The sequence below is a fragment of the Thauera sp. 27 genome (assembly GCF_000310125.2).
Taxonomy (GTDB): domain Bacteria; phylum Pseudomonadota; class Gammaproteobacteria; order Burkholderiales; family Rhodocyclaceae; genus Thauera; species Thauera mechernichensis.
Map to the genome: position 1 here is coordinate 43,601 of NZ_AMXB01000001.1, position 25,989 is coordinate 69,589.

Below are 25,989 nucleotides of genomic sequence, written 5' to 3' on the forward strand. Positions count from 1 at the left end.
ATGCGCAAATCCGTCGTCGTGAATGACCGCCCCGATCGCAAGAACGCCTTCGCTCTCTCGCCCTTGCTTGCGACCATGCTCAGCGGCTTCTCAGCCGCACGCCGTGGCGGCAGCAACGCGAGGCGGCCGCAAGCGGCTTCGGCCGACGCCGCGGCAATCCGTTTCGAGGCGATGGAGCCGCGCATCCTGCTGTCCGGGGACATCAATCCGGCCGCCTTGTCGATCAGCGGTGAGATCGAGCTGCCCGGCGAGGTCAGAACCTACGAGTTCACGCTCGAGGAAACACGCCGCGTCGTGTTCGACAGCCTGACCAATCGCAGCGACCTGGTCTGGCGCCTGGATGGGCCCGAAGGGCAGCTCAGCAACCGCAGCTTTGCGAGCACCGACTACAACGCCGCTTCGCCAGCCTTCGAGCTCGCCGCTGGCACCTACACCATCTCTGTCACCGGTAACGGCGATGCGCGTGGCCAGTATGAGCTTCGCATCATCGATGCCGATGCTGCAGCCGACATGGCCATCGACGCCCCGGTGAGCGGGGTGCTCGATAGTGGCATCAAGAGCGCGGTCTACCGTTTCAGCGGAGAGGCCGGCCAGAAGCTGTTCTTCAGCGCTGCCAGCCTTTCGGGTGGACAGGCCAACTGGCGCCTTATCGACCCCTACGGCCGTCCCGAGGGCGGCGTCTTCAATGCCGGCAGCAACCGCGACGTGTTCACGTTGGCGCGTACCGGCGAGTACCTGCTCCTGGTCGAGGGGCGAATCAGCAACACGGCGCCGGTGAACTACGCCTTCACGCTGAGTTCGGTTACGGACAGCACCGCGCCGCTGCAACTTGGCGAGGCCCTCGTCGCCGATATCGACCATGCCGGCAAGACGGCTCACTTCACCTTCACGCTCAACGAGTCGACCTACGTCGCCTTCGATCGCCTCAGCAACGACTCTTTCTACTGGCGTCTGCAGGGGCCTGAAGGGCTCAAGGTTTCGCGCACGGCGGCGAGCACCGCTGCAAGTTCGTATGCGGGTGGACGCGGTGCGCTGTTGCTCGTGGCCGGGGACTACGTGTTGTCGGTTGATCGCGATGTCGCGGCAACGGGCACCATGCCTTTCAGACTGCTCGACGTGCGCAGTGGCAGTGCGCTCGCGCTGGATCAGCGTCATGAGGGCGTGCTCGACCATGCGCGCGGCAGTGTGGTCCATACGCTTACGCTCGCTGCGGGCGAGCGTGTGTTCGTCCACGGCCAGGCGCTCAGCGGTGGCAGCCTGTCCTGGCAGTTGCTGGACCCATACGGCAGCATCGTCGGCAGCGCCAGTGCGTTGATGACTGCGGCGGGGGCAATCCAGGTCGCCGAGAGCGGACAGTACGCCTTGGTCCTTGCGGGCAGCGACAGCAACACGGTGGGTGCAAGCGTTGGCTACGCCTTCTCGATCAACCGGGTTCCCGCGCGTTCGGCGGCGCTTGAGGTCGGGGTGCGTGTGGACGGCGAGATTCTCGTTGCCGGACAGCAGACCGTGCACGAGTTCGAATTGGCTGCGGATGCGCGGCTGTTCTTCGACGCACTCACCAATCGCTCCGATCTGTTGTGGACCTTGCATGGCCCTCGTGGTGTCGAGGTCGATGCGCGTCGATTCGATCGCAGCGATGCAGCCCAGGCGCTTGGCGCGCTGGCGCTGCCTGCAGGCAGTTACCGTCTCGTCGTTCATGGCTCGGGTGCGGCGACCGGGGCCTACGCTTTCCGCCTGATCGATCTCGCAGCCGCCGCCGTGGCGCTTGAGGTTGGTGAGGAGATCAGCGGGTCTTTGCTGCCGGGCAATGGTGCGCAGGTGTATCGCCTGTTGGCCTCTGCCGGCGACCGACTGGCCTTTACCAGCCTGGGAGTCAGCGGTGGCAACGCCAGTTGGCGCCTGGTCGATGCCTATGGGCGCGACCTTGCCGGCTCGGCCAACCTTGCGACGAATCGTGCCCATGTCACGCTCCCATTGACTGGCGAGTACTTCATGGTGGTCGAGGGGCGTATCGATAATGCAGCCGAATTGAGCTATCGCTTCCGTTTCAATGCCGGAGATCCGGTTGTCGTGGCTCCGCTGCCCGAAGGCAGCGCCTACCAGTTGGGCAGCGTGCTTGCGGGCAGCTTCACGGCGGCGAGCCAGACCCACGTCCATCGCTTCACCCTCGCTGCACCGACGGTGGTGTTTATGGACACGCAGTCCACCAGCACGAGTAGCGCCGTGTGGTCGCTGATCGGGCCGCGCGGCACCGAGGTGAGCGAGGAGGATCTGTGGAGTTCGGACGCCAACTATCGCTATTCCGGGCGCTTGCTGGAAGCGGGGGAGTACGCGCTGGTCGTCAAGGGCGGTCGCTCCAGCCTTTCCGGCAGTGGGGCGTACAGCTTCGCGCTCCATGATGCGGGGCTGTTGCCGGCGCTGACGCTGGGCGAGCAGACCAGTGTGGTACGCAATCCTGCGAGCGCTACGGTCGGCTTCAAGGTGTCGGCCATGGCGGGCGATGTTCTCGTGCTCAACGCCACCGACAGTCACGGCCATGGCAGCATCTGGCGCCTTGTCGATCGCTATGGACGCCAGGTCAGCAGTTCGACCACTGCCAGCTCCGGAACCAGTTTTGCAGTCGCAAGCAGTGGGACCTATTACCTCATCAACGAGGGCTATTACTACTCGACTGGCACGAGCAACGTTGCGCTGACGCTTGCGGTCCAGCAGGTCAGGGCATCCGCGCTTGCCTTCAATGCCCTGGCCGTTGGCAGCTTGCAGGGCCGGCACGATGTGGCGCGGTACGATTTCACCGTCACCGACCCGACGACGATTGTCTTCGATGCGCTGCAGACCAACGTCAGCGGTGCGAGCAATCTGCAATGGCGACTTGTCGGTCCGCTGGGGGCGTTGAGCGGCTGGCGTGGCTTTACCGATGACCAGTCGTCGAACTCCTTTGCACTGCCGCCTGGTGCGTATGTGCTGGAGTTGCGCAACACCACTGATATCGCCAGGGATTACAGCTTCCGCGTGCTCGATCGCGATGCCGCACAGACGCTGGTGCCTGGGGCATTGATCAACGATAGCGTGCCGGCGGGCGAGACGCGCCTGTATCGGTTCGATGCCGAGGCCGGCGCGCGGTACTACTTCCATGGCCAGGGCAGCACCGCGTCGACCGTGCGAGGTCAGTGGCAACTGCTTGATCCGTTCGGCAAGTTTGTGACCAGTGGCGTCACATCTTCGAGCTACAACATCGAGTTGCCTTTGGCAGGGGAGTACCTGCTTGTCGTTGCGCCTCTGGCGACGGCCACATCGGACGCCAACTTCCGTTTCAACCTGATCGAGCGAACCACCGTCGGCGCCGCACTGGCCATCGGTCAGGACGTACGCGGCAGCATCGCCAGCGCCGGCCAGGTCGTCGAGCATGGCTTCACGCTGACCGCACCGACGCGTGTCCTGGTTGACGCATGGTCCGGTGTCAGCGGCATGCAATGGGCCTTGAGCGGGCCACGGGGAAGCGAGGCCAGCGCCAATGCGTTCGGCGAGACGCCGCGCTACTTCGAACTCCCGGCGGGGGATTACCGCTTTACGGTCCAGGCCAGCAACCAGAATACGGGTGATTATCACGTCGTGTTCCACGCCCTCGCCGACGCGCCGACCCTGGCCTTGGATACGCCGCTCAGCCTGACCGTCAATGCGGCGGCCCGAAGCCAGGCCCTGCATCGCATCCAGCTTGCCGAAGCGGCCACGTTGCGTTTCGATGCACTTGGCACCCTCAATCCGTCCACGGCCTGGCGTCTTTACAGCGCCGCAGGTGTGCAGCTTGCAAGCGGCAACGCCAACGGTGATTCGGGTGAGATCACCCTTGCCGCGGGTGAGTACTTCCTGCGCTTCCAGTCGCCTGTCGGGCAGGCACAGAGCTACAGCTTTGCCATGCGTCAGCAGGTGCTGACATCCCAGGCGCTGGTGTTCGATACGCGTCTCGAAGCTAGTCTGGTGGAAGCCCAAACCCTGCGCTACACCTTTGAGCTGGCTGAGCCCGCACGCGTCCTGGTGGAGTCGCTCGTCAATAGTTCCGACCTGGTGTGGACCCTGCGCGGGCCGAGTGGCGTGGTGGCAAGCCAGCGCAGCTTCAATGCTCATGGCGAGTTGCTCGCGCTCGATCGTGCCGGCAGTTATGTGCTGGAGGTGAGCTCACGCACCCTTGTAGCGGCCGATGTCGCGCTGCGTGTTCGGGACGTCGGTGCGATGGCTGCCGTTGCCGAGCTCTCGGCCCTGCCTTTGCGCGCCAACGTCACGGTGGATGCCGACCAGCGCACTCAGGTGCTGGCCTTCGATAACGAGTCTCCGGGCGTCAACCACGTGTTCGCTCTCACCGGCATGGCCGGACAGAGCGTTCGGGTGATGGTGCTTGACGGCAACGGCAATCAGCTCACCGCATACACGGTCGCCTCGGGTACCAGTTTCAGCCTGCGTCTTGACAGCCCTGGGCGACACTATCTGCTTGCCCACGCGCATGTCGGCAACACGGAGGCCGTCGCGCTGGGGGTGTCGGTACAGGTGCTGCGCGATACGCATCGTGCCTTGGAGCTGGGTATGGACCAGCGCGGGCAGATCGGTAGTTCGGCAGCCAGTGATTACTGGCATTTCTCGCTGGAGCAGGCAAGTACCCTGGTGTTTCAGGGCACCAGCGATCAGTCGCTGAGCTGGGTGTTGAGCGAGGCCCAGGGTGGCAGCTTGTTCAGCGGGTCAATGGGCGCTCGGGTGCTCAGCCTTGCAGCGGGCGACTACAGCCTGCGTGTCCATGGCTGGCCGTCGGGTGTCAGCCAATATGCGCTTGCCGTCTCCAGTCTTGCCGAGGCAACCGTCCTCGACGCCGGGCAAGTGGTCGCTGCGGAGATCGCCGCGGGGCAGGCGGGGGCGGTGTTCATGCTTCCGGTCGCGGCCGGTGAGGCGTGGTATCTGGGCGCGCAGTCCGCGCAGCCGGGAAGTCGTGTGGCCGTGTTCGATGCGCAGGGTAGCCAGATCCTCAACAGCGTAATCGGTGGCGCTGCGCTGCAGTTGCCTGTTGCCGCGCGCAGTGGTCACTACACGGTGGTGGTGTCGGCGGGCTCTCCCGAGCAGGCGTCAGCGTTCAGCCTGCAGGCTCATCGGCGCACCGAGACGGTTGGCGCCGCAGTGCTTGGCGAGACGATCGCGGGTGAGCTGGCGGGCGGGCATGAGTTCCATTCGTTCCGCTTGACGCTGGATGCGCCGGGTCGCCTGGTCATCGCTGATGGTGGCAGCGCCGAGTCGATTCGCTGGCGCCTCGTCCCGGCGGGGCAGACCAGTGGTGGGACGGGATGGTTGAGCGGTACGCAGGCGCCGACGGTGGCTGCTGGCGACTACGTGCTGACCTTGTCGACGAACGCGGCGTCCGCGGGGGCCTATCGCTTCGAACTGCTCGATACGAGGGGGGGCGTGTCGCTGGGCACAACGCCGCTGGAGGCGGTGTTTTCGGCCGGACGCAGTGCGCAGGCATACTTGATCGACGACGTGCGCGAGTTGCGCCGCATCATTTCGCTCAGCGCGGCCGAGCCGGCCCAGCTGACGTGGACGCTGTTTCAGTCCTCGTGGTCCGGGTGGTCGTGGCTGGCCGACGGACAGGGTGGCGAAAGCACGCAGACGCCGCAACTGGGACAAGGGGGGCGTTATCTGCTGGTGGTCACGCGCAACGGTGAGTCCGCGCAGCCGCTGCCCTACAGTGTTGCGATGACGCCCCTGGCCGCAGCGCCATTGAGCATGGGGGCGGTGCAGACGCCTACCTTCGCCCCTGCGCAGTTCCAGCACGACTACGCGTTTTCGCTCGAGGCGCCGACCGCCGTGTTGTTTGATGCGCTCGCCGGTCAGACGTCCCTGCAGTGGCGTCTGACCGACAGCCAGGGCGGATGGGTGGCAAACGGCACGTTCGATGAGTCGACGAGCTGGACGCAGCGCCGATTCGAGCTGGCTGGCGGTGACTATCGCCTCAGCGTGTTCCGCAGTTCGGCATCCACCGAGTTGGCGTACGCCTTCCGTGTGGCGCCGTTCTCGGCCGCGCCCGTGGTCCTGGAGAACGGGCAGGGAACCCTCAGCGGCACCCTGGACCCCGGGGCGGGTGCGGTCGCGTATCGCCTCGACGTGGCTGCCGGCGAACGCCTTTCGGTCAACCTGAACAGTCTTTCTGCAGGGAACCTGCGTTGGCGTCTGCTCTCGTCCAATGGCGGACAGCTCGCGAATGGGGCGGGAGTCGGTTCGGGTCTTGCCGATCTTCGTCTCGTGGAGGCTGGGTCCTACTTCCTGCTGCTCGATGGCTACCTGACGAACACGGAGGCCCTCGACTACGAACTCTTCGTTTCATTGGCTGCCCCTCGCGACAACCGTCCGGAAGGACCGGAGATCCTTCCTGGCGATGCCCCCATCGTCGTCGAGTTGCCCCGTTGGCAGAGCGCGGCGTACCGCTTCACCCTTGCCGAGGCGGGTTGGGTGACGCTGGGTGGGACCTTCGAAGCAGGGGCCTACCTGTCGTGGGAGCTACGCGACCTGGAGTGGGGCCTGTATTCCGGTGGCCTCTCGTCCTCGAACAGTGCTGCAGAGGCGGTCTGGCTGGATGCAGGTGACTATGCGCTGGTGTTTTCGAATCCTGGCTGGTATGGCGATGAGAGCGCACGAGTCTCGTTCAGGCTCGAGCGTGAGGCTCAGTTCGCTCGTGCCGAACTCGGGCAGGTGCTCGAAGGGTACGGCCCGTACCTGATGGCGCTCGAAGCCGGACAGACGGTGTACTTCCGCTCGCCCGGTGCTGCCGAATGGCAGATTCGCTCACCCCAGGGTGGCTGGGCTGCCTGGGTGCCGGCGGGGGTGCAGGAGTTCGTCGCCTATCGTGCCGAGGTGAGCGGCGACTATCTCGTTGGCGTCAGCTACTTCGATACGCAAGAGACCGAGGCGCCGCGATTCGAGTCGCGCGTGCAGACCGAACGCGTTCGTACGATTGCGCTCGACGAGCTCGTCGGTGTCGTGGTGGACGAGACCAACGTCGAGCATCTTGATTTCGTCTTGAGCGAGCCTGGCGTGTACATGCTCGATGCCTCATTCATGACGGCGGAGCAGGTCTGGTGGTCGCTCTCTCGTGACGGGCAAATCGTATCGGATGGCTTCTGGCTTGGAGACGTCTCTGTCAGTGCTGGAGGTTACTTCGGGGTCTGGTATGAGCAGGGTGACCCTGTACTGGCGTTGGAGGCAGGCAGTTACCGGCTGAGCGTGTACAAGCAGCACGACGCCTATGGCGATCTGCGCCAGTCGGGCGAGTTCTCCCTTCGCATCGGCGGGCTTGAGCAGTCAGCGTCGTTGAGCCCCGACGTGGTGAACAGCGTCGAGATGCTCACCGGGACGTCGGCCGTGTGGCGCATGGATGTCGACGGTACGAAGTCGCTTTTGCTTGCTGATTGGTCCTTCACGGAGCGGGCAATGCTCCGTCTGTTCGACGCTCAAGGGGCGCTTCTGCACGAAGACGCCTGGTGGGATGGTCACGAGGTGTTGACGCTTCCGCAGGCTGGCACCTATTTCCTCGTGTTGGATACCGGTAACCGCCCCGGTGAGGATCCGGTGACGCTTGCCTTCACGCCCTTGCTGGTGGCGCCCACGGTGTTGGCGTTGCCCGGTGTGAATACACGGGTTGACCTGACGGTGCCGATGGATGGCCGCGTATCGTATCAATTCGATCTCGCGGAGGCCGGCCTCTTCCAGATGGAAGCGAATGGTGGGCTGCTCGATGGCTGGACGCTCTTCGATGAACTCGGCCAGGCCGTGCCCAGCAACAATGGTCTTCTCAGTCTGGCCGCGGGACACTATTCGCTCGTCGTGACGAGTGCGGCCGCGCCGGGCAGCACCGCATATTTCCGCCTCGACGATGTCGCGCAGGCGGCCGTTGCCGTCGATCCGTCCGGTGCGTCCAGCGTCGATCTGGGCGCGGGCGATACAGTGTTCGTGCGCGTCGAGGTCGCGGAGGGGCAGGTACTCAACCTTGCATGGGTGGCTTCGGCGGGTGCCCAAGGGCAGAGTCGAGTGGTCAACGCGCTTGGCGAGACCTTGTACTGGCTCGATTCGATCTTTGACGGGGGGGCTGCCAGCCTGCAGATCGACGAGTCCGGCGTCGTGTATTGGGTCATCGAGCGCTATGACGATGGCGCGCCCGGGCTGGTGACACTCGAACTCGATGTCGATCTGCTCACCCCACCGGCGATTGCGCAGATCGCGTTGGGTGAAACGCACGCGCATACGCTGGGGGGCCTGGGTACGCGCAGCTACGTCTTCGATGTTGCCGAGGGTGGGCTTCTCTGGCTCGACCTGCTCGAAGGTTTCGAGGGCGAGTGGGTGCTGCGCAGCGCCAATGGCGGCTGGGTCAACAGCGGCTACGCGGGTACCGGCCAGGGCGCTCTGCTCACGGTCGGCGCGCCGGGCCGTTACACGCTGCAGCTCAGCGCCTATGGCTCGACCGCCGAGGAACGCGATGCCGCTTACCGTTTCCGTATCAGCGACCTGCTTGCGGCGGCAGTGCAGTTGCCTGCCGGGCAGGCCGTCGATGTGCCCTTCAGCGCAGATACGCGCGCCCTTGCCTATCGTTTCGATGGCGCCTTCAACAGCGCGATGCTGTTCGAAGTGCTCGATGGGTTTCCGGCGAGCTGGTATCTATTCGATGGCGCTCTGAGTGTCCGTTCGAGCGGGCGAACCTATGACGGGCTCGTCCAGGCGCTCAGCCTCGGCGCGCTTGGCACTCACACCCTGGTTGTTGCTGCCGATGCATTGCCGCTGGCGGGCGAGGCACTCAGATTCAGGCTTGCCGACCTGCGTGCAACGGCGCAGCCCGTGCCGGCCAACACCGCGGTAGAGGGCGTGCTCGGCAGTGGCCAGACGCTGGCGGTGTATAGCTTCACCAGTATCCACATGGACGGCTTCCGCTTCCTTGCAAGTGGCGCCGAAGCCGGGACGCTCGGCTGGCGTCTGCTCGGCCCGTCCCTGGCTCAGGTTGCGAGCGGCGACGTGGCGTTCGACGGCGACGGACTCAGCCTGAACCACGGCAGCGGGCGCTATTACCTGCTCATCGATCGGCTGGGCGCCGACGCTGCGCAAGCGATCGACTATGCCTTCACCGTGTCGCGCAACGAGATCGCCGTTGGCGAGACTCGTGAGGGCAGCGCTTCGACGACCGGCGTGTCTTACCGTATGGTGGTCAGCGAGCCGGGCTGGTATCTCTTCGACGCCTTCAAGGGCAGTTCCGGCGGCACGGCCGACAGCTACCTGTACTGGACGCTCACCGGCGCGAACGGTCAGGTCTTCTCCGACCGCCCGTACCTGTCCGGCAACCGTGATCGTCTGCAGTTCCTCGATGCGGGTGAGTACAGCCTGCGTTTCCACAGTTCGACCTCCAGCTACACGGGAAGCTACCAGTTCAGGATCCTGGACGCTGCCGCGGCCGAAGCCCTCGAGCTCGGTGTGCCAACGAATGCAGCGCTCGTGCCGGGTAATGCCTCGCGGATCTACCGTGTCAGCGGAGCGCTTGGCGAGGAACTCGGCTTTGTCAGCCAGGGCAGTGCCTCCGGGCGTTGGTACCTCGTCGATTCGACCGGTCAGCAACTGTTCTCCACGGCACTTGGCAGCTCTACGGCGGGGGTGCGCCTGCCTGCCGATGGCGACTACTGGCTGGTGGTCGAGGGCGCTGCGACGGCCTTCGCCGACCAGTCCTTTCCCTTTGTCGTCAACCGCGCGGTCGCGCAGGGCGCGCTTGCGCTCAACGAGCTTGTTGACGGAAGCCTGGCGGCCTACCAGAGCATCAGCTACAGGCTCGATCTCGATCAGGCCAGCCTGCTGATGTTCGACAGCCTGGGGGCCGACGCCCAGGTGCGCTGGCGTCTTCAGGGGCCAGGGGGACAGGTTTTCGATAGCGCCCTGGCGGGCGACAGCCTCGATACGGTGCGTGTGCTCGAGCGCGGCACGTACACCCTTACGCTGAGCAACGCGACCGCGATCGATCGCAGCTTTGCGATGCGCGTGCTCGATCGTGCAGGCGCGACGCCGATTACCCCGGGAGCGCCGCTCAGTGTCGAACTGAGCCCCCGCAACGGGGCGGTGCTGTACACCTTCGACGCTCAGCAAGGCGAGCGCTACTACTTCGACGTCGTGCAGTCCTTGCTTGTTGCTGCGGAAGCACAGGGAAAGTCCTTTCCGGTCTGGGCTCTCTACGATCCGCAAGGTGCCGTGGTGTTCGGCGCCGCCGAAATGGGGTACTGGTGGAGCGGATGGTCCGGTTACACGCCCGAAGGCTATGACCGGGAGCCTGCAGCCTTTGCGTCAAGTGGCACCTACACGCTGGTGCTTCAGGGCTACAACAGCGCCACCAGCGCTGCACGGGTGAGCTTCAACGTCGTGCCGGTGCCCGTTCACCCGCCCCAGGTCCTCGATACGCTGGTGGTGCGCCCAGCGCCCGACCTGACTGTGAACGAGGTCGTGCTCGCGCCCGCCACGGACCTGTACACCGGTCAGGCGGTGGAGGTGCGCTGGACGGTGGAGAACCGGGGCGTGCTGGCGACCGACACGCACTGGAACGACCGTATCGTGGTACGCAACCTCGATACCGGCGCGCTCGTGGCCAGCCTTACCGTGCCGTACGCGAGCACGCTCGAGGGCGACCTCGGCGCCGGAGAGAGTCGTCAGCGCAGCGCTGTGGTGGTGCTGCCGGAGGGGGCGTCGGCTGCCGGGCGCTTGAGCTTCACGGTGATGACCGACGCCGACAACCGCATCCGCGAGGGCAATGCCTCCGGCAACGGCGAGAGCAACAACGCCTTGTCGACGACGGTTCTGGTGGCGCTGGCCGCTTACGCCGACCTTCGGGTCGAAGCCCTGCGCCTGAGCCCCGACAGCGCCTTCCAGCCGGGTCAGACCGTCGATGTCAGCTGGACGACCACCAATGCTGGCAACAAGGCCGTGGACGCTGCCTGGAGCGAGCGCGTGGAGGTGCGCAACCGCAGCACCAACGAGCTCGTCGCCGTCGTCGCCATCCGTGACGACTTGACTGCGGGAGCGCTCGAAGCGGGGCAGTCGCGCCTGCGCGCCGCGCAGTTCACCTGGCCTGCAGGCTTTGCGGCGGCGGGCGAGTTCGTCATCCGTGTCGTCGCCGACAGCGCTGAGGAGATTGTCGAAGCCAACGCATCCGGTACCGGCGAGACCAACAACAGCGCACAACTCGTGCGCATGGTCGGGCCCGACATGCAGGTGCGCAACCTGCGCGTGTTGTCCGGCGCCGTGCAGTCGGGTGGCGAGGTGAGCATTGCCTGGGAGGACTGGAACCTCGGCGCGAGTGCCGCAGCCACGGGTTTCCACGACCGCATCGTGGTGCGCAATGTAGCCACCAACCAGGTCTTGGTCGATACCAGCCTGTATTACGACCCGCTCAGGGTCGTCGATGGCGCGCAACTCGGACTGGTCGAAGCGGGCCAGATGCGTGAGCGTGCGCTCACCTTCCGCCTGCCCCCCGGCCTGGCGTCCGTCGGCCAGATCCGCATCACCGTTACCACCGACCAGAACAGCGCCGGCCTAGGCGTGCTGTACGAGACCAACCTGAGCAACGACGCCGAGCTCAACAACAGCGCCCAGGTGGTGACCACCTCAGTCGCCGTGCCCTACGCCGACTTGCGCGTTGACAGCGTCAGCGTGCCCGTCAGTGGGGTTGGCGGCGAGTACGTGTCGGTGAGCTGGACGGTCAGCAACCGTGGCGAGGCGCCGGCGGAAGGGGAGTGGACCGATCGCGTGGTGTTCAGCAACAACGCCACCATCGGTGACAGCGATGACGTGGTGGTGGGCAGCCTGCGCTTCAGCGGCACTCTGCAACCTGGAGAACACTATACCCAGACTGCATTGGTGCGGCTGCCGATGCGCGGGGAGGGGCGTTACTACCTGGCCGTGCGTGCCGATGCCGGTGCCGAGGTGCTCGAGCCCGACACGCGCGCAGACAACGTCAGTGCGGCGCAGGCCATCAACCTGGCCTCGCCATATAGCGACCTCAACCTCATTGCGCTTCAGGTGCCGGAGCATGCGCTCAGCGGCGAGACCGTCCTCGTGACCTGGGAGGTGCGCAATGACGGCAATGCCACCACCAACCTGGCACTATGGAACGATCGTGTGGTGCTGTCGCTGGATGCGGTACTGGGTGGCAGCGACGACATCGTACTGGCGGGTGCGGTGACCCATGCGGGGCTGCTCGCGCCTGGCGAAAGCTATGTCGGACGCGCCGAGATCACCCTGCCGCGCGACCTCAACGGCGAGTACCACGTCATCGTCGTGACCGATGTCAACCAATCGGTGAACGAGGAGGGGCGGCGCGCGAACAACACCCTCGCAAGTACCGGGAAGATCTCGGTGCAACTCGCGGCCGTGCCCGATCTCACGGTGTCTGCGGTCGAAGGGCCGGCGGTGCTGCGCCCCGGTGACGCCGCAACGCTGCGCTATACCGTAAGCAACGTAGGTGGCGCGGATGCGAACACCGCCTGGCGCGACCGCATCTACATCGACCGCGGCGCCGCCGGTCTGTACCAGGTGGCTACCGTGCTCGTCAGTGAGCCGCTGGCGGCAGGACAGAGTGCGGAGCGCCAGGTGAGCTTCACCCTGCCGGCGAACTTCGCCGAGGGGGAATACCGCTGGGTAGTGCGCACCGACACCGAGAACACGGTCTACGAGCGCGATGGCGAAGGCAACAACGAGCTGCGTTCGGCTGCCGCACTCCAGGTCGCAAGGCCCGATCTGCGCCTGCTCGGTGTCGAAGGCCCGGCACTGGTGCAGTCCGGCTCCACCGTGACCGTGAGCTGGACGGTCGTTAACAATGGCGCCATCGCGACCGGAGGTTGGGTCGATGCCGTCTATCTGGCGCGTGACGGCGTGCTGACCAAGTACGGCGAGGTACAACGCCCAGGTGCGCTGGCCAGCGGCGAACAGTACACGGCCAGCCTGGCGATCGCGCTGCCCCTCGGCCTCGATGGCGAGTACGAGATCGTGGTAGTGAGCGACGTGCTGCACGCCATCGACGATCGCAACCGTGCCGACAATCGTGCCACTCAGGCAATGGATGTGACCTTGGCTCCTTACGCCGACCTGGTGGTGACCACGGTCAGTGCGCCCGAACGCATCATCCAGGACCCCGCACGCCTCGACGTGAGCTGGACGGTCAGCAACCAGGGGACCGGAGCCGGCGTGACCGACAGTTGGGTGGATCGCGTCATCCTGTCCCGCGACGATGTGCTCGGCAATGCCGACGATATCGTCCTGGGCGAGTTCGTACGCGATGGCGCGCTTGCTGCCGGTGCCGAGTACACCCGTAGCGAGCGCTTTGTGCTGCCGCCCGCGACCTCTGCGCGCTACAAGATCTACGTCGTCACCGATGCGCGCAACACCGTCTTCGAGAACGGGCGCGAAGCCAACAACGTGGGACGTGTCACGCACGACGTGGACATCATGCCCATTCCATACGCCGACCTGCGTGTCGAGTCGGTCAGCGTCGAGGGGGCTGCCGCCAGCGGCCAGGGCGTGCGTGTGAGTTGGGAGGTGGTCAACCTGGGCATCGGCCTGACCAGCGTCGCGCAGTGGTCCGACACGATCTGGCTCAGCCGCAATGCGGACGGCAGCGGAGTGGTGCAGACCTTCAGCGCGGCCAGTCATCTCGGCCATCTGGCCCCGGGTGAGCGCTACACCCGCAGCGTGGACGTGCTGCTGCCCCAAGGGCTGGAAGGCGAGTACTACTTCAACGTGCGCGTGGCCGGGAGCTCTGGCGTCGTGCCCTACGAGTTCATCTACGCCGACAACAACCGCGCGACCTCGGTGGCGGTGCCGGTTCTGCTGTCCGATACGCCTGACCTGGTCGTCGAGGCCGTGAGCGCGGCGCCGACCGCGCAGGAAGGCAGCTTGCTCGAGCTGTCATGGACGGTGCTCAACCAGGGCCTCGCCACTGCCGGTGGCAACTGGGTCGACGCCGTGTGGCTGGTTCCGGCCAGCGGCACGGGTAACGCCGTGCTGTTGGGCAACTTCACCTACGATCGCGGTCTCGAGTCCGGTATCCGCTACACGCGCACCGAGCAGGTCCGCCTGCCAGGCAAGATCGAGGGCCTGTATCGCATCAAGGTGGTCACCAACACCCATCTCGGCGGCAACGGGATGCAGGTCTATGAGCACGGCCCGGCGCGGAGCAACAACGAACTCGTCTCCGCCGGCATGACCCAGGTCAGCCTGCTTGATCGCCCGGACCTGCGGGTGTCCGCGGTGGAGGTTCCGGAGAGCGTGACCTCAGGCACCGCTGCAGGCATTCGCTACACCATTACCAACATGGGGTCGGTGAGTACCTCGGGGCAGTGGACCGACAAGGTATTCCTGTCACTCGATGGCACGCTCAGCGCCGACGACGTGCTGGTCGGGCAGTTCAGCAGCGTGTCTGCGCTGGCGCCCGGCGAGTCCTATGTGTTTGAAAGCGGCATGGTGAACATTCCCATCCGCTTCCGCGGCGACGCTTTCCTGATCGTCGTCGCCGACGGCAACAACAATGTCGACGAGTACCCCAACGAACACAACAACCGCCGTGCGGCGCAGCTCTATATTGACCCGGTGCCCTTCGGCGATCTGGTGACGAGCAATGTGGTCGCACCCGATCAGGCCGTTCATGGCAGCCAGATCGAGGTCCGCTATAAGGTTTCCAACCTGGGCGTGGCCACGACCCGGGGTGAGAGCGCGGCGCTGGAGCGGTGGACGGACACGGTGTGGCTGGCCAAGGATCCGCGCCGCCCGGGCGCAAACAAGGGCGACATCCTGCTGGGGTCCTTCACCCACATTGGCCACCTCCAGCCGGGCGAGGACTATCTCGGCACCGCTCAGGTCCGCGTGCCGGCCAATCTGGCCTCGGGCCAGTACTACATCACGGTGTGGACCGACACCTACAACGTGATCCTCGAAGACACCCTGGCCATCAACATCAACCCGGACGACCCCTCTCAGGTCGACAACAACAACTACAAGGCCCGCCCGATCAGCATCATCGGCATCACCCCGCCAGATCTGGTGGTTGCCACGGTCAATGCGCCGGAGGCGGCCGTTGCCGGCTCGCACTACACCTTCAGCTACACGGTGGAGAACCGCGGCGATGTGTTCTCGGGTAGCTGGCACGACCGCATCGTGCTGGCGAACGACCCCGACCTGTCCAAGGCCACCCGCGTGTGGGAACTGGGCCTGCTTGCGCAGAGCAGGGAGCTGGCGCATGGCGACAGCTACACCGTCACCCAGACCGTCGAGCTCGCGCCTTCGGTCACCGGGCAATACCTGTTCGTGGTCACCGATCATTACAATCGCGTTGCCGAGCTCAACGAGGGCAATAACCGCGGCACTGCACTGTCAGACGTCGTGAGCGCCCCCGCCGACCTGCGCGTCACCGACATCGTCACCCAGCCCCACAACTTCTCGGGCGAACAGACAACCATCAGCTGGACGGTGACCAACTTTGGCGCCGCGGTATGGGAAGGCACCCGCAGTTGGGTCGATGCCGTGTACATCAGCCCCGATCCGACCTATATCCGCGAACGGGCGACCCTGCTTGGCGCCGTCACGCGCGCCAACCTCGGCGGCCTGGGGGCGGGCGAGAGCTACACCGTGTCGGGCAGTTTCACCCTGCCGGCCGGTACCGATGGCCCGTACTACATCTACGTGGTCACCGACAGCGGCTACACCGAGGTTTCCGACGGGCGTGACCTCGCCCAGCGTGCTCGCTCCGAGATGATCGGCGGCGGCGGCAACGAGGGCGCGTTGCGCCACTACCGCGGCGTGGATCGGGCCGGTACCGTGTTCGAGGGGGCGCGCAACGACAACAACTTCGGTCGTGCCGAACTCGACATCACCTATCGCGAACCGGATCTCCAGATCAGCAATGTGGTGGTGTCCAACCCGTTGCCGAACTCGGGCGACATGCTCACGGTGACCTGGACGGTCACCAACCAGGGCGAACGCGCGACCCGGGTCAGCGATTGGTTCGACGGCATCTACCTGTCCCATGACGCCTCGCTCGATGTGCGCGACCACCCGCTGCCGGACGGCACCGGTACGCAGTCCTTGTTCGCCCGCATGGCAAAGGTGCATCCGATCTCCCTGCGCGAGGACGGCCTGCCGGCCTACCTGAAGCCTGGTGAGTCCTATACCGCGACGGCGACTTTCCGCCTGCCCGAGTCCATCGGGGGCGACTACCACCTGATCGTATACGCCGATACGGCTTTCCTGGCTGACGGCCGCACGCCCAGCGACATTCGTGATGGCCTGGTCGGTGTGCAGCTCGACAGGGATCGACCCGCCGGTCGTGTGCTGGAGTTCCAGCACGAGGGCAACAACAGCGCTTCGCTCGCCCTGCGCATCAACCAGGTTCAACCGCCGGACCTTCAGGTCAGCGTCGTGACGGCACCGGAACGCGTGTATGCCGGCCAGGAGATCACGGTGAGCTACCGGGTGGACAACCTCGGCGGCAATACGCCCGATCACCAGTCGTCGTGGGTGGACATGGTCTATCTGTCCCGCGACCGCTTCCTCGATCTTGGCAAGGACCATTACCTCGGCTTTGCCCAATACAGCGGCGGCCTGGCTGCAGGCAACGGCTACGAGCGCACGCTGACACTGACCGCGCCAGCCAGCCTCGAAGGCCCCTATTACGTGTTCGTGGTCACCGATCCGGTGCGCCCCGGAAGCGGGTCGGCGTATGGCGGGGTCAACGAGTTCGGTCTGGATTACAACAACGCCACGGCTGCCGCGCAGCCACTGCTGATCGAGACCCCGCCGCCTGCCGATCTGGTGGTTACCAACGTGGTGATGCCGGCAACGGCCGAGGTCGGCCAGCAGATCCGCATCGAGTACACGGTCAGCAACGAGTCCATCAACCCGGCCTACGGGCGCTGGACCGATGCGCTCTACCTGTCGCTCGACAACGAATGGGACCTCGGCGACATCCTCATCGGCAGGGTCGCCCACCATGGCGGACTTGCTGCCAACGGTAGCTACAGCGCCAGCCTGGTCGCCAGCCTGCCGCCGCTCAAGGATGGCAACTGGCGCATCATCGTGCGTCCGGACATCTACAACGAGGTCTTCGAAGGCGAGATCCGCTACACCGCAGAAGGGCTGGTCCTACCCCCCGGCGAGGCCAACAACCGCATGGCGTCTGGCGGCACCTTGCAGGTTGCGGTGCCCACGCTCGTGCTCGGCAATGCCATCGACGAGACGCTGCGCCAGGCTGCGGATCGCCTGTACAAGGTCACCGTGCCTGCCGGGCAGACGCTGCGGGTCACGCTCGATGCGCTCAACGAGCGCGGCAACAACCAGGTCTTCGTACGTCATGGCGACGTACCGACCAGCTACGCATTCGACGCCGCCTACAGCAACCCCATGGCGGCCGATCAGGAGGTGCTCATCGCCGGCACCGTCGCGGGCGATTACTACATCCTGGTGCGCTCGATGTCCGGCACTCAGCCGGTCACGCTGCGCGCCGATCTGATGCCGCTGTCGATCACCCGCGTCACGCCTGATCATGGCGGGGTCGGCAATGACGAGCATCGCTGGGTCACGCTCGACATCCATGGTGCGCAGTTCAAGCCCGGTGCGCTGGTCAAGCTCTCGCGCCCCGGCGTGCATGAGGCCGAACCGGTGCGCTGGCAGGTGCTCGACTCCACGCACATCCGTGCCATTTTCGACACCCGCGACTTCCCCTTCGGCTTATACGATGTGGTGGTCATCAACCCCGACGGCCAGCGCGTCGTGGAGGCGCAGCGCTACCTCGTCGAGCGCGCCATAGAGGTCGAGGTGACCATTGGTGTCGGCGGCGACCGCTCGCTCGAGCCCGGTGACAGAGGGCTCTACAGCGTGGCGCTGCAAAGCCTGACGAACCTCGACACGCCTTATGTACGCTTCGACTTCGGTGCGCCGGAGATGGGCTACAACGAGTATTTGCTCGAGGGGCTCAACCTGCCCTTCATCGTCTTCGGCAGCAACGTCGGGGGCCAGCCCGATGGCCGCACGACCGACGCCGCCGGTAACACGCAGCGCTACGGGGCTACGCCGACCGATGGTACGCCGCGCCAGGATATTCCCTGGGCTTACCTCGACGGCACGCAGAACCTGCAGGGCTTCAACCTCGCCCCGGGCTATGCCTTTGATCTGCCTGCCGGCGGCTTTGCCGGCATGAGCTTCAACATCCAGACCTATCCTGGCCTCAAGGCCTGGATGGACTATGACTTCGAGGCCCTGCGCGACGCGCTCTATGCGCTGCGTCCCGAGTGGCGTGAAGCCGGCTTGCTGGACGAGGGCATCTCGGGCTTGAACAGGATCTCTGCCGGACTGTCGGCGAAGTTCGTCTCCGAAGATCCCGAGATTCATCTCACCGACCTGGAATGGCTGGCGATGCCGTTCCGGTTCAATGTGGTGGCCAGCGCCACTGCCATCACCCGCGACGAGTTCATCTTTGACCAGACCGCCCGCGCGTTGGCCTTGCGCAGTGCGATCATCGCCGACGAGAACGCGCCGTTGGCGCTGCAGACCCTCGCGGCCGACGAGGGGCAGTGGGTCAACGGCTGGCTGGCGGCACTCGAGGCCGCTGGTCTGTTGCGCCCGGTGGATGAGGCGCCGCCGATCCGCGAGCGCATCGAGGTGTTGAGCCTCAATGCCACGCTCGCCAGCGGCATCCTGCTCGGCAAGGGCGGCGAGACCTATCGCACGCAGGCCGATCTGGTGTCCTTCTTCAGCCAGGTGCAGGCCTGGTACGGTGATACGGCCAGGCATGCGGGCGATCCCGAGGCGCGCAGGGCGGCGATCGAGTACATCGAGGTCCGCTATACGGAGAAGGGCGATTACGTCCTGAGTCCGGTGCCCGCCAAGGCCGACCCTGCCGCCCACGGCGTAGGCGAGGGTGGCCGCACGCATTTCCTGAATTTCGACATCTTTGTCGGCGGCCGCAGCGAACTCGAGTATCTGCGCCACATCGGCGTGCTCGACGAGGATTTCCAGCCTGTGCCCGGGCAGCCGCTCGATCTGGCGCGCTATCTGGTGCAGATGGGCGCCAGCGAGGCGACCGAAGCGGTGCAGGTGCGCGGTCCGCAGGCATTGCCTGGCGCCGATGGCAACAGCTACGTACCGGCTGCCACGGCCTTGCCTTACACCGTTGCCTTCAGCAACCCCAGCGTGACGCCTGCTGGCGAGGTGCGGATCGTTACCCAGCTCGATGCCGCGCTTGATCCGCGCTCGGTACGGCTCGGCGACATCAAGGTCGGCGACCTCAACGTGCGCATTCCGGGCGAGCGCGCCAACTTCCAGGGCGACTTCGACTTCAGCGGCAGCAAGGGCTTCATCCTGCGGGTATCGGCCGGTGTGGACGCCGAGACCGGCATCGCCACCTGGTTGCTGCAGGCCATCGACCCGAACACCGGCGAGGTCCTGCGCAATGCCACGCGTGGCCTGCTCGAGGCGGTTGGCGGCGAGTCCGGAAAGGGCTTCGTCAGCTACACCGTGTGCACCGCAGGTGGGGTTGAGACCGGCCGCGTGATCGTTGCTGCGGCTCGCGTGCTGATCGACGAGATGCCGGCGCTCGACAGTGCAAGCCACGCGGTGAGCGTGGATGCCGGCGCACCGCGCACTGCGCTGGCAGTGACTGCGTTGGGCGACAACCTGCAGGGCGAGCCCACCTACGAATTGCACTGGGAGGCGCGCGATGACGCCAGCGGCGTGCGTTCGGTGACCTTGTACGTGGCCGAGAACGGAGGCGATTTCCGTATCTGGCAGCGTCAGCTGGCCCCCGAGCAGACTCAGGCGATCTTCACCGGCGAACGCGGCAAGCAGTACGAGTTCCTTGCCGTCGCCACCGACCGCGCAGGCAATCGCGAGGCCGCATCGGTCATCAATGCCGTCCTCCCCGACGACGGCGCGCGCCAGGCCGTGCTCAACAGCCTGGGCGTGCTGGAGTCGCTGAACCAGACTCCCGAGCTGCCGCTTCCCAGCGAAGTGCGCGCCTATCCGCCCAGCAACGTGTTTGCCCAGGCCGCGCAACTCCTGCCCGGGGCCGTGGCTACCGTGCAGCGCAGCGAGCTTGGCACCGTGCTGGCGCCCTTCACGCTGCGTGGTTTTGCCGAAGGCTATCGCGCCAGTGCGGGGGACATCGGTGCCCAAGGGCTGGTCGAGCTGTCTGACGGACGCTTCCTGGCGAGCGCGGGCGTGTTGCGCAACCAGGTCTTCGTCTTCGACAAGGACGGCGGGCGCAGCGTCACGCCTTTGTTCGAGCTTGACGCACCGATCGTGGACATGGCGGTAGACGCCTACGGCCAGCTTTGGGTGATGACCGGTAACGAGTTGCTGCTGGTCGATGCCGGCAGCGGCGCGATCGTCGAGCGCATGCAGGGGCCGGGCGGCATCCCGCTCACCCATGCACTGGCCGTCGAGCCGGAGAGCGGGCGAATCTTCCTCACCTCGGGGGCCGGCATCCTGGTCTTCGACCCGGCCGAGGACAACCGCGCGCGCGCGTGGTCTCAGTTCAGTAACTTCCGCGCGGGTGATCTCGCTTTCGGACCGGACGGGCGGCTGTGGGCGGTGCGCTGGAGCGGCAGCACGATCACTGCCGCAGCCAGCAAGCCGCAGACCGAGATCGTCAGTTTCCCGATGAGCGGACGCTACGCCGGGCGTGCCGAACTGGAGTTCCGCCTCGACGGAGTGGTCGATTCGATCGCCTTCGGGCAGCCTGGCAGTGCGCTCGAAGGCCTGTTGTTCGCGTCCTGCAACTTGCCACAACGGGCCGTGCTCGGCAGCGCTAGCGCCGTCCCGCGCGCTGCGGGGGTGTGGATGATGGAACTGGGCAGCAAGCGCATCGTCCAGCTTGCGTCCGGCGGGACCCGTGGCGAGTCGGTGGTGACCACCGCCGATGGACGTATTCTGGTTGCGCAGACCGGACGCATCGACGAGATCGCGCTGGCGCGGGCCCCCGAGGTGGTGGCGGTCACCGTTCCCGATGGTGCCTTGATGCCCTTGCCGATGAACCGTATCGGTGTGGTCTTCGATCAGGCCATGTTCGTGGGCCAGGGCAGGGAGGCGGGCAGCGTGCTCAACGCCGCCAACTTCACCCTTACCGCACTGGGCCAGCATGCCGGAGCGGTGTCTACGCCGACGGCGGTGCATTGGGACGCTGCGACTCGCACGGCCTGGCTGGACGTGACCGGGCTGGGGGCGGGGCAGTACCAGCTCGAGGTTCGTCACACCTTGAGGAGCGACCTCGAGCTTGCCCTCGGTCAGAGCTACCTGAGCACCTTCACCGCGCTCAACGACATGAGCGCGCAAGTGCAGATGAACTTTACCGGGACCCGCAGCGATCGCGGTTCCGGTACCGTGAGCTACGATGTCAGCATCACCAATATCGGTGCTGACGATCTGCTCGGCCCCCTGATGCTGCTCCTTGATCCGGGCGCCTATTTTGGCGGCAGCATCGAGGCGGGCGCGGGTGGCGGCGGCGATCAGTCCGAACTGTGGGTGCTGGACCTCACGACGGCGCTGCAGGGCCTTGGCGGCAAGCTGGCAGTCGGCGCCACGCTCGCGGGCGTCACCGTAAGCATCGTGCCTGCCGGCGATCTGGCGCCGCGCGGCGGTATTGCAGACCTGGTCAAGGCAAACCTGGGCCACGGCATCTATGCCTATCCGCACCCCAACCTGCCGCCGCAGCTGACGGTCGCGGGTGTCGATGATGTCAGCAGCCGGTTCGCCTACATCCTGCCCGGCGCCGTGGTCGGAGAGGCCTGGAGCGGCGAGATCGAAGCCATCGATGCGGACGGGACGCGCTTCTACTGGCAACTGGTGCAGGCGCCGGCCGGGATGACGCTCACCCCGGCGCCCGAGGTACGCTCGGCAGACGGCCTGTACCGCAATGGCGCCACACTGAGCTGGACGCCTGGCGCGGGCGCAGATGTGGCGACCGAAGTGCTGGTGCGGGTTCAGGATAGTCGCGGCGGCTTTACCTATCGCTACTTCCAGATCGCGGTGGAGGGTGGCAACAATGCGCCGACCATCTCCGTGCCTGGCAACATCACGCTCACCGAAGGCGAATCGCTCAACATCCCGGTCGCGGTGGCCGATGTCGATGGCGATCCGCTGACCGTCACCGTGCGCAACCTGCCTCCCGGCGCCGTGTTCGACGCCGCCAGCGGCATGCTGCGCTGGACGCCGGGCTACGATCAGGGCGGCGTGTATGAGAACGTCACGATCATCGCCAGCGATGGCAAGCGCACCGTCGAGCGCGCGTTCACGCTGACGGTGCGCCAGGGCCTGCCGCTGCCGCAGCTGCTCACCGGCGGAGCCCATGCGCTGCGCGAGGGCGACCGCTTTGCCCTGCAGTTGCTGGGCAGCGTGGATGGCGGCTTGCGCCAGCCTGACGGATCGGTCATCGAGTTGCAGTACCTTGCGCAGTGGCTGCCCTCGGGTGCCACCCTGAACCGTGAAACGGGCTGGTTCGAATGGACGCCCGACTACAACCAGAATGGCATCTACAAGGTGCCCCTCAAGCTGCTGGCGAAGTGGACCGATCCGCAGGGCGTGGTGCGTACCAGTGCGGTCAGCGCCGAACTGGTGCTCGAGGTGGCCAACGCCAACGGCGCGCCGGTGTTCGCTCCGGCTGAAACCTGGCAGGTCCTCGAAGGGCAGCCGCTACGTATCAGCGTGTTTGCCTTCGACCCCGACAATCCCGCTTTCCAGCCTGCGGTGCAGCTCAGCGAGGGTGGGGCAGCGGCGGAGGTCGACAGCACGCCGCCCACGGTGAGCTACGAGCTCAGCGGGCTGCCCGAGGGCGCACACTTCAACCCCGATACGCTGGAGATCGTGTGGACGCCGGGCTACCACCAGGCGGGCAGCTACACCGTGCTGGTAACCGCCACCGACGACGGTGACGGCACCGGTGCTCCAGCAGTTGCGCACCTCGTCGTGCCGATCGTGGTGCATAACGCCAATCGTGCGCCCCAGCTGGGTGACCTCTCCAACGCTTTCGTCGATCGCGGCGCGGTCATCGAGATCCCCGTCAGCGCAAGCGATGCGGACGGCAATCCGGTCGAGTTGAGCTTTGCCGGGTTGCCGCGCTTCGCCACGTATACCAGCAATCCGTCTGCCGATCCGAGTGCGCCTGGCGGCGTCCTGCGCTTCGCGCCGGGTGCCGGCGACCGCGGCGACTACGTGATTACCGTGACCGCGCGTGACGACGGCGATGGAGACGCGAGGCAGGCGCTGACCGAGAGCAGGGCCTTCGTGCTGACCGTGCGCAGCACCAGCGAAGCGCCGGTGATCACGGCGCCGGCGCAGGTCGTGGCCATTGCCGGCCAGCCCTTGTCGGTGGCCTTGCTGGCGACCGACCTCGATCAGGATGCCTTGGTCTGGAGTGCCGATGGTCTGCCGCCGGGCGCCACGCTGACGCCGGGCGGAAGCTACGGACATGCGGTTCTGAACTGGACGCCGTCGGCTGCCGCGAGCGGTGTGTACGACCTGACCGTTGCCGTGACCGACCAGGGGCTGCCGCCGCGCGATGCGGGCTACGCCGTGCCGGCCGATCCCGAGCCCAATGTCACCTGGCACAACCTTCGCATCGTGGTACGCGCTGCCAACGCGGCACCCGGGGTGCTGGGCATCGAACTCGACGGCCAGCAGATCGAGGATGCGGGCGAAGGCGAGGTGCTGCGCCTCCAGGCCAGCGAGGGCGTGCCGCTGCGGCTCGGTGTGTATGGCTTCGATGCCGATGGCGACCGCCTGCATTGGCAGGTTTCCGGCTTGCCAAGAGGGATGCAGTTCGTTCCCGCTGCCGATGGCAGTCGCGCCGAACTGGTCTGGGTGCCGGACCAGTTCTCGGCCCAGGACAGCAATGCCGGCAGCGCAGGTGTGTGGCGCTTCGAGCTGCGCGCCAGTGACGGCGTGGCGAGTTTCGTTCGCAACGTCGAGATCGCTGTGGCCAACGTCAACCAGGCGCCGCGCATCCTGCCGCTGCCGCTGCAGCTGGTGCAGGAGGGGATGACGGTGGGCTTCACCGTGCGTGCCATCGATCCAGACAATGACGCCTTGCGCCTGTCACTCGTACGCGACGGCAGCACGCCGGAAGGCGTCCATTTCGATGCGGCCTCCGGGTACTTCGAATGGACCCCGGGGCTCGGCACTGTTGACAATGCCACCGCGACCCAGCGTGCCTTCGTCTTCACCTTCCAGGCCAGCGACGGTATCGACACCGTTACCCAGCAGGTGCAGGTGCGTGTCTTCGATGTCAATCGTCCGCCTGTGCTGCAGGTCAGCAATCATGCGGTCTTGCTTGGCAACACGCTGACCGTGCCGGTCGTGCTCGGTAGCGGGGCAAGCGGCGGCATCGTGGCGCATGACCCTGATGGCGAGGCGCAGAGCGCGGCCTTGGCGATCAGCTTCCACGGCCTGCCCGAGGGGGCGGTCTTTGACAGCGCCAGCGGCCTGCTCAGCTGGACGCCTGGCCCTGGCCAGATTGGCGACAGCGTCGTTGGTGTGACCGTGTCCGATGGCTACAACACCCGCTCGGCCACTTTCGTGTTGCGCGTCGTGGCCGACGCCCAGGCACAGGCCCCCAGGATCGTGGTGTCGACGACGCCCAGCCTGCCGGCGCTGCCCGGACAGACGGTGATCGCCACCGTGCGCGCCGACGCCTGGAGTGCACTGGCCAGCATCGAAGCGCAAGTGCGCGACGCCGTCAGCGGCGAATGGCATGCCGTGCAGGTCGATGGCGCCGGGCGTGTGCGCCTGGTGCCTGAAGCCCCTGGACTGATCGAGCTGCGGGTCATCGCCACCGACGTCAATGGCTTCACCAGCACGCATACGCATACCATCCTGATCAAGGATCCCGCCGATACCGCGGCCCCGATGCTCAGCTGGGGCGGGGTGCTGAATGGTGCCGGTGCGTTTGGCGAGCCCCGCACGCTCAATGGCGCGACGACGCTCACCGCACGCATCGGCGACGCCCAGTTGATGGGTTGGCAACTCGAGATGGCGCGCGCGGGCAGTGGACAGTGGCAGGTCGTGGCTGCCGCCGAGCTTGGCGCTGCGGCCGTGAGTGGAGAGCAGGGCTTGTACACCCTTGATCCGTCCTTGCTGCGCAACGGCGTCTATGAACTTCGCCTCAGCGCGTGGGATCTGGCCGGGCGTGTGAGTGAGATCGAGGCGCGCTTCATCATCGACAGCGCCGACAAGCAGGCTGCGGCCCATACCGCCACCGATGTCGTCATCAACGTCGGTGGGCACGCGTTGGCGCTGAACCGGCAATGGCTTGCCGATGGCGGTGCGGGCGACCTTGGCAACTGGGAGCTGCCTTTCCTGCACACCGGCCTGAGCAGCGACCAACCGGCACGCCTGCCCTCCGGCGCCGCAGCCGCGTGGCGCGATGGGGCGCGCGTGTGGCTGAGCGTGCCTGCCAGTGTCGACGGCAGCGTGGGCGGACAGCAGCACCTGCGCTTCGTGTTGCAGCCGGTGGCCGAGCGCTTGAGTGCAGAGCCGGGTGCGCCGCTGATCTGGCTGCCGACCTTCGCGAGCGATCAGGGCTGGCAGCTGCGGGCCCTGAGCGACGACTTTGGCGTGTCCGAGACGCTCGAGACGGTTGAGGCACTGACGCGTGTCGGCGACCGCCTCTATGTCCAGGCGACCGGCATGCCGTGGATTCCGACCGCGTACCAGTTGACCGCGCCTGATGGCACGGTCTATCGACTCGACGCTGAGGGCGCGGTCACGCGCATCGATTTCGTCGATGGCCAGGCCTGGTTGGTGAGCGACGCCGGCGTGGTGGCCCTTGCCGGCGACGACCGCGTGAGCTTCGAACGTGATAGTGATGGCCGCATCGTGCGTGTGACCTATCCCGATGCCAGCGGCCGTGCCAACGCGATCGCCTACCGCTACGCAAGTAGCGGCGAGCTGATGCTGGTG

The 25,989-nt window shown here is 66.1% G+C and carries 1 protein-coding gene (running past one end of the window); it reads left to right on the forward strand.

Going from position 1 to position 25,989, the window contains the following annotated elements:
• Positions 1-25,989: the 5' portion of a CARDB domain-containing protein gene (locus B447_RS00180; RefSeq protein WP_002935467.1), read on the forward strand. 9,873 nt of this gene lie beyond the right edge of the window; the window shows 25,989 of its 35,862 coding nt (coding positions 1-25,989); its start codon is at positions 1-3; its stop codon lies off the right edge, out of view.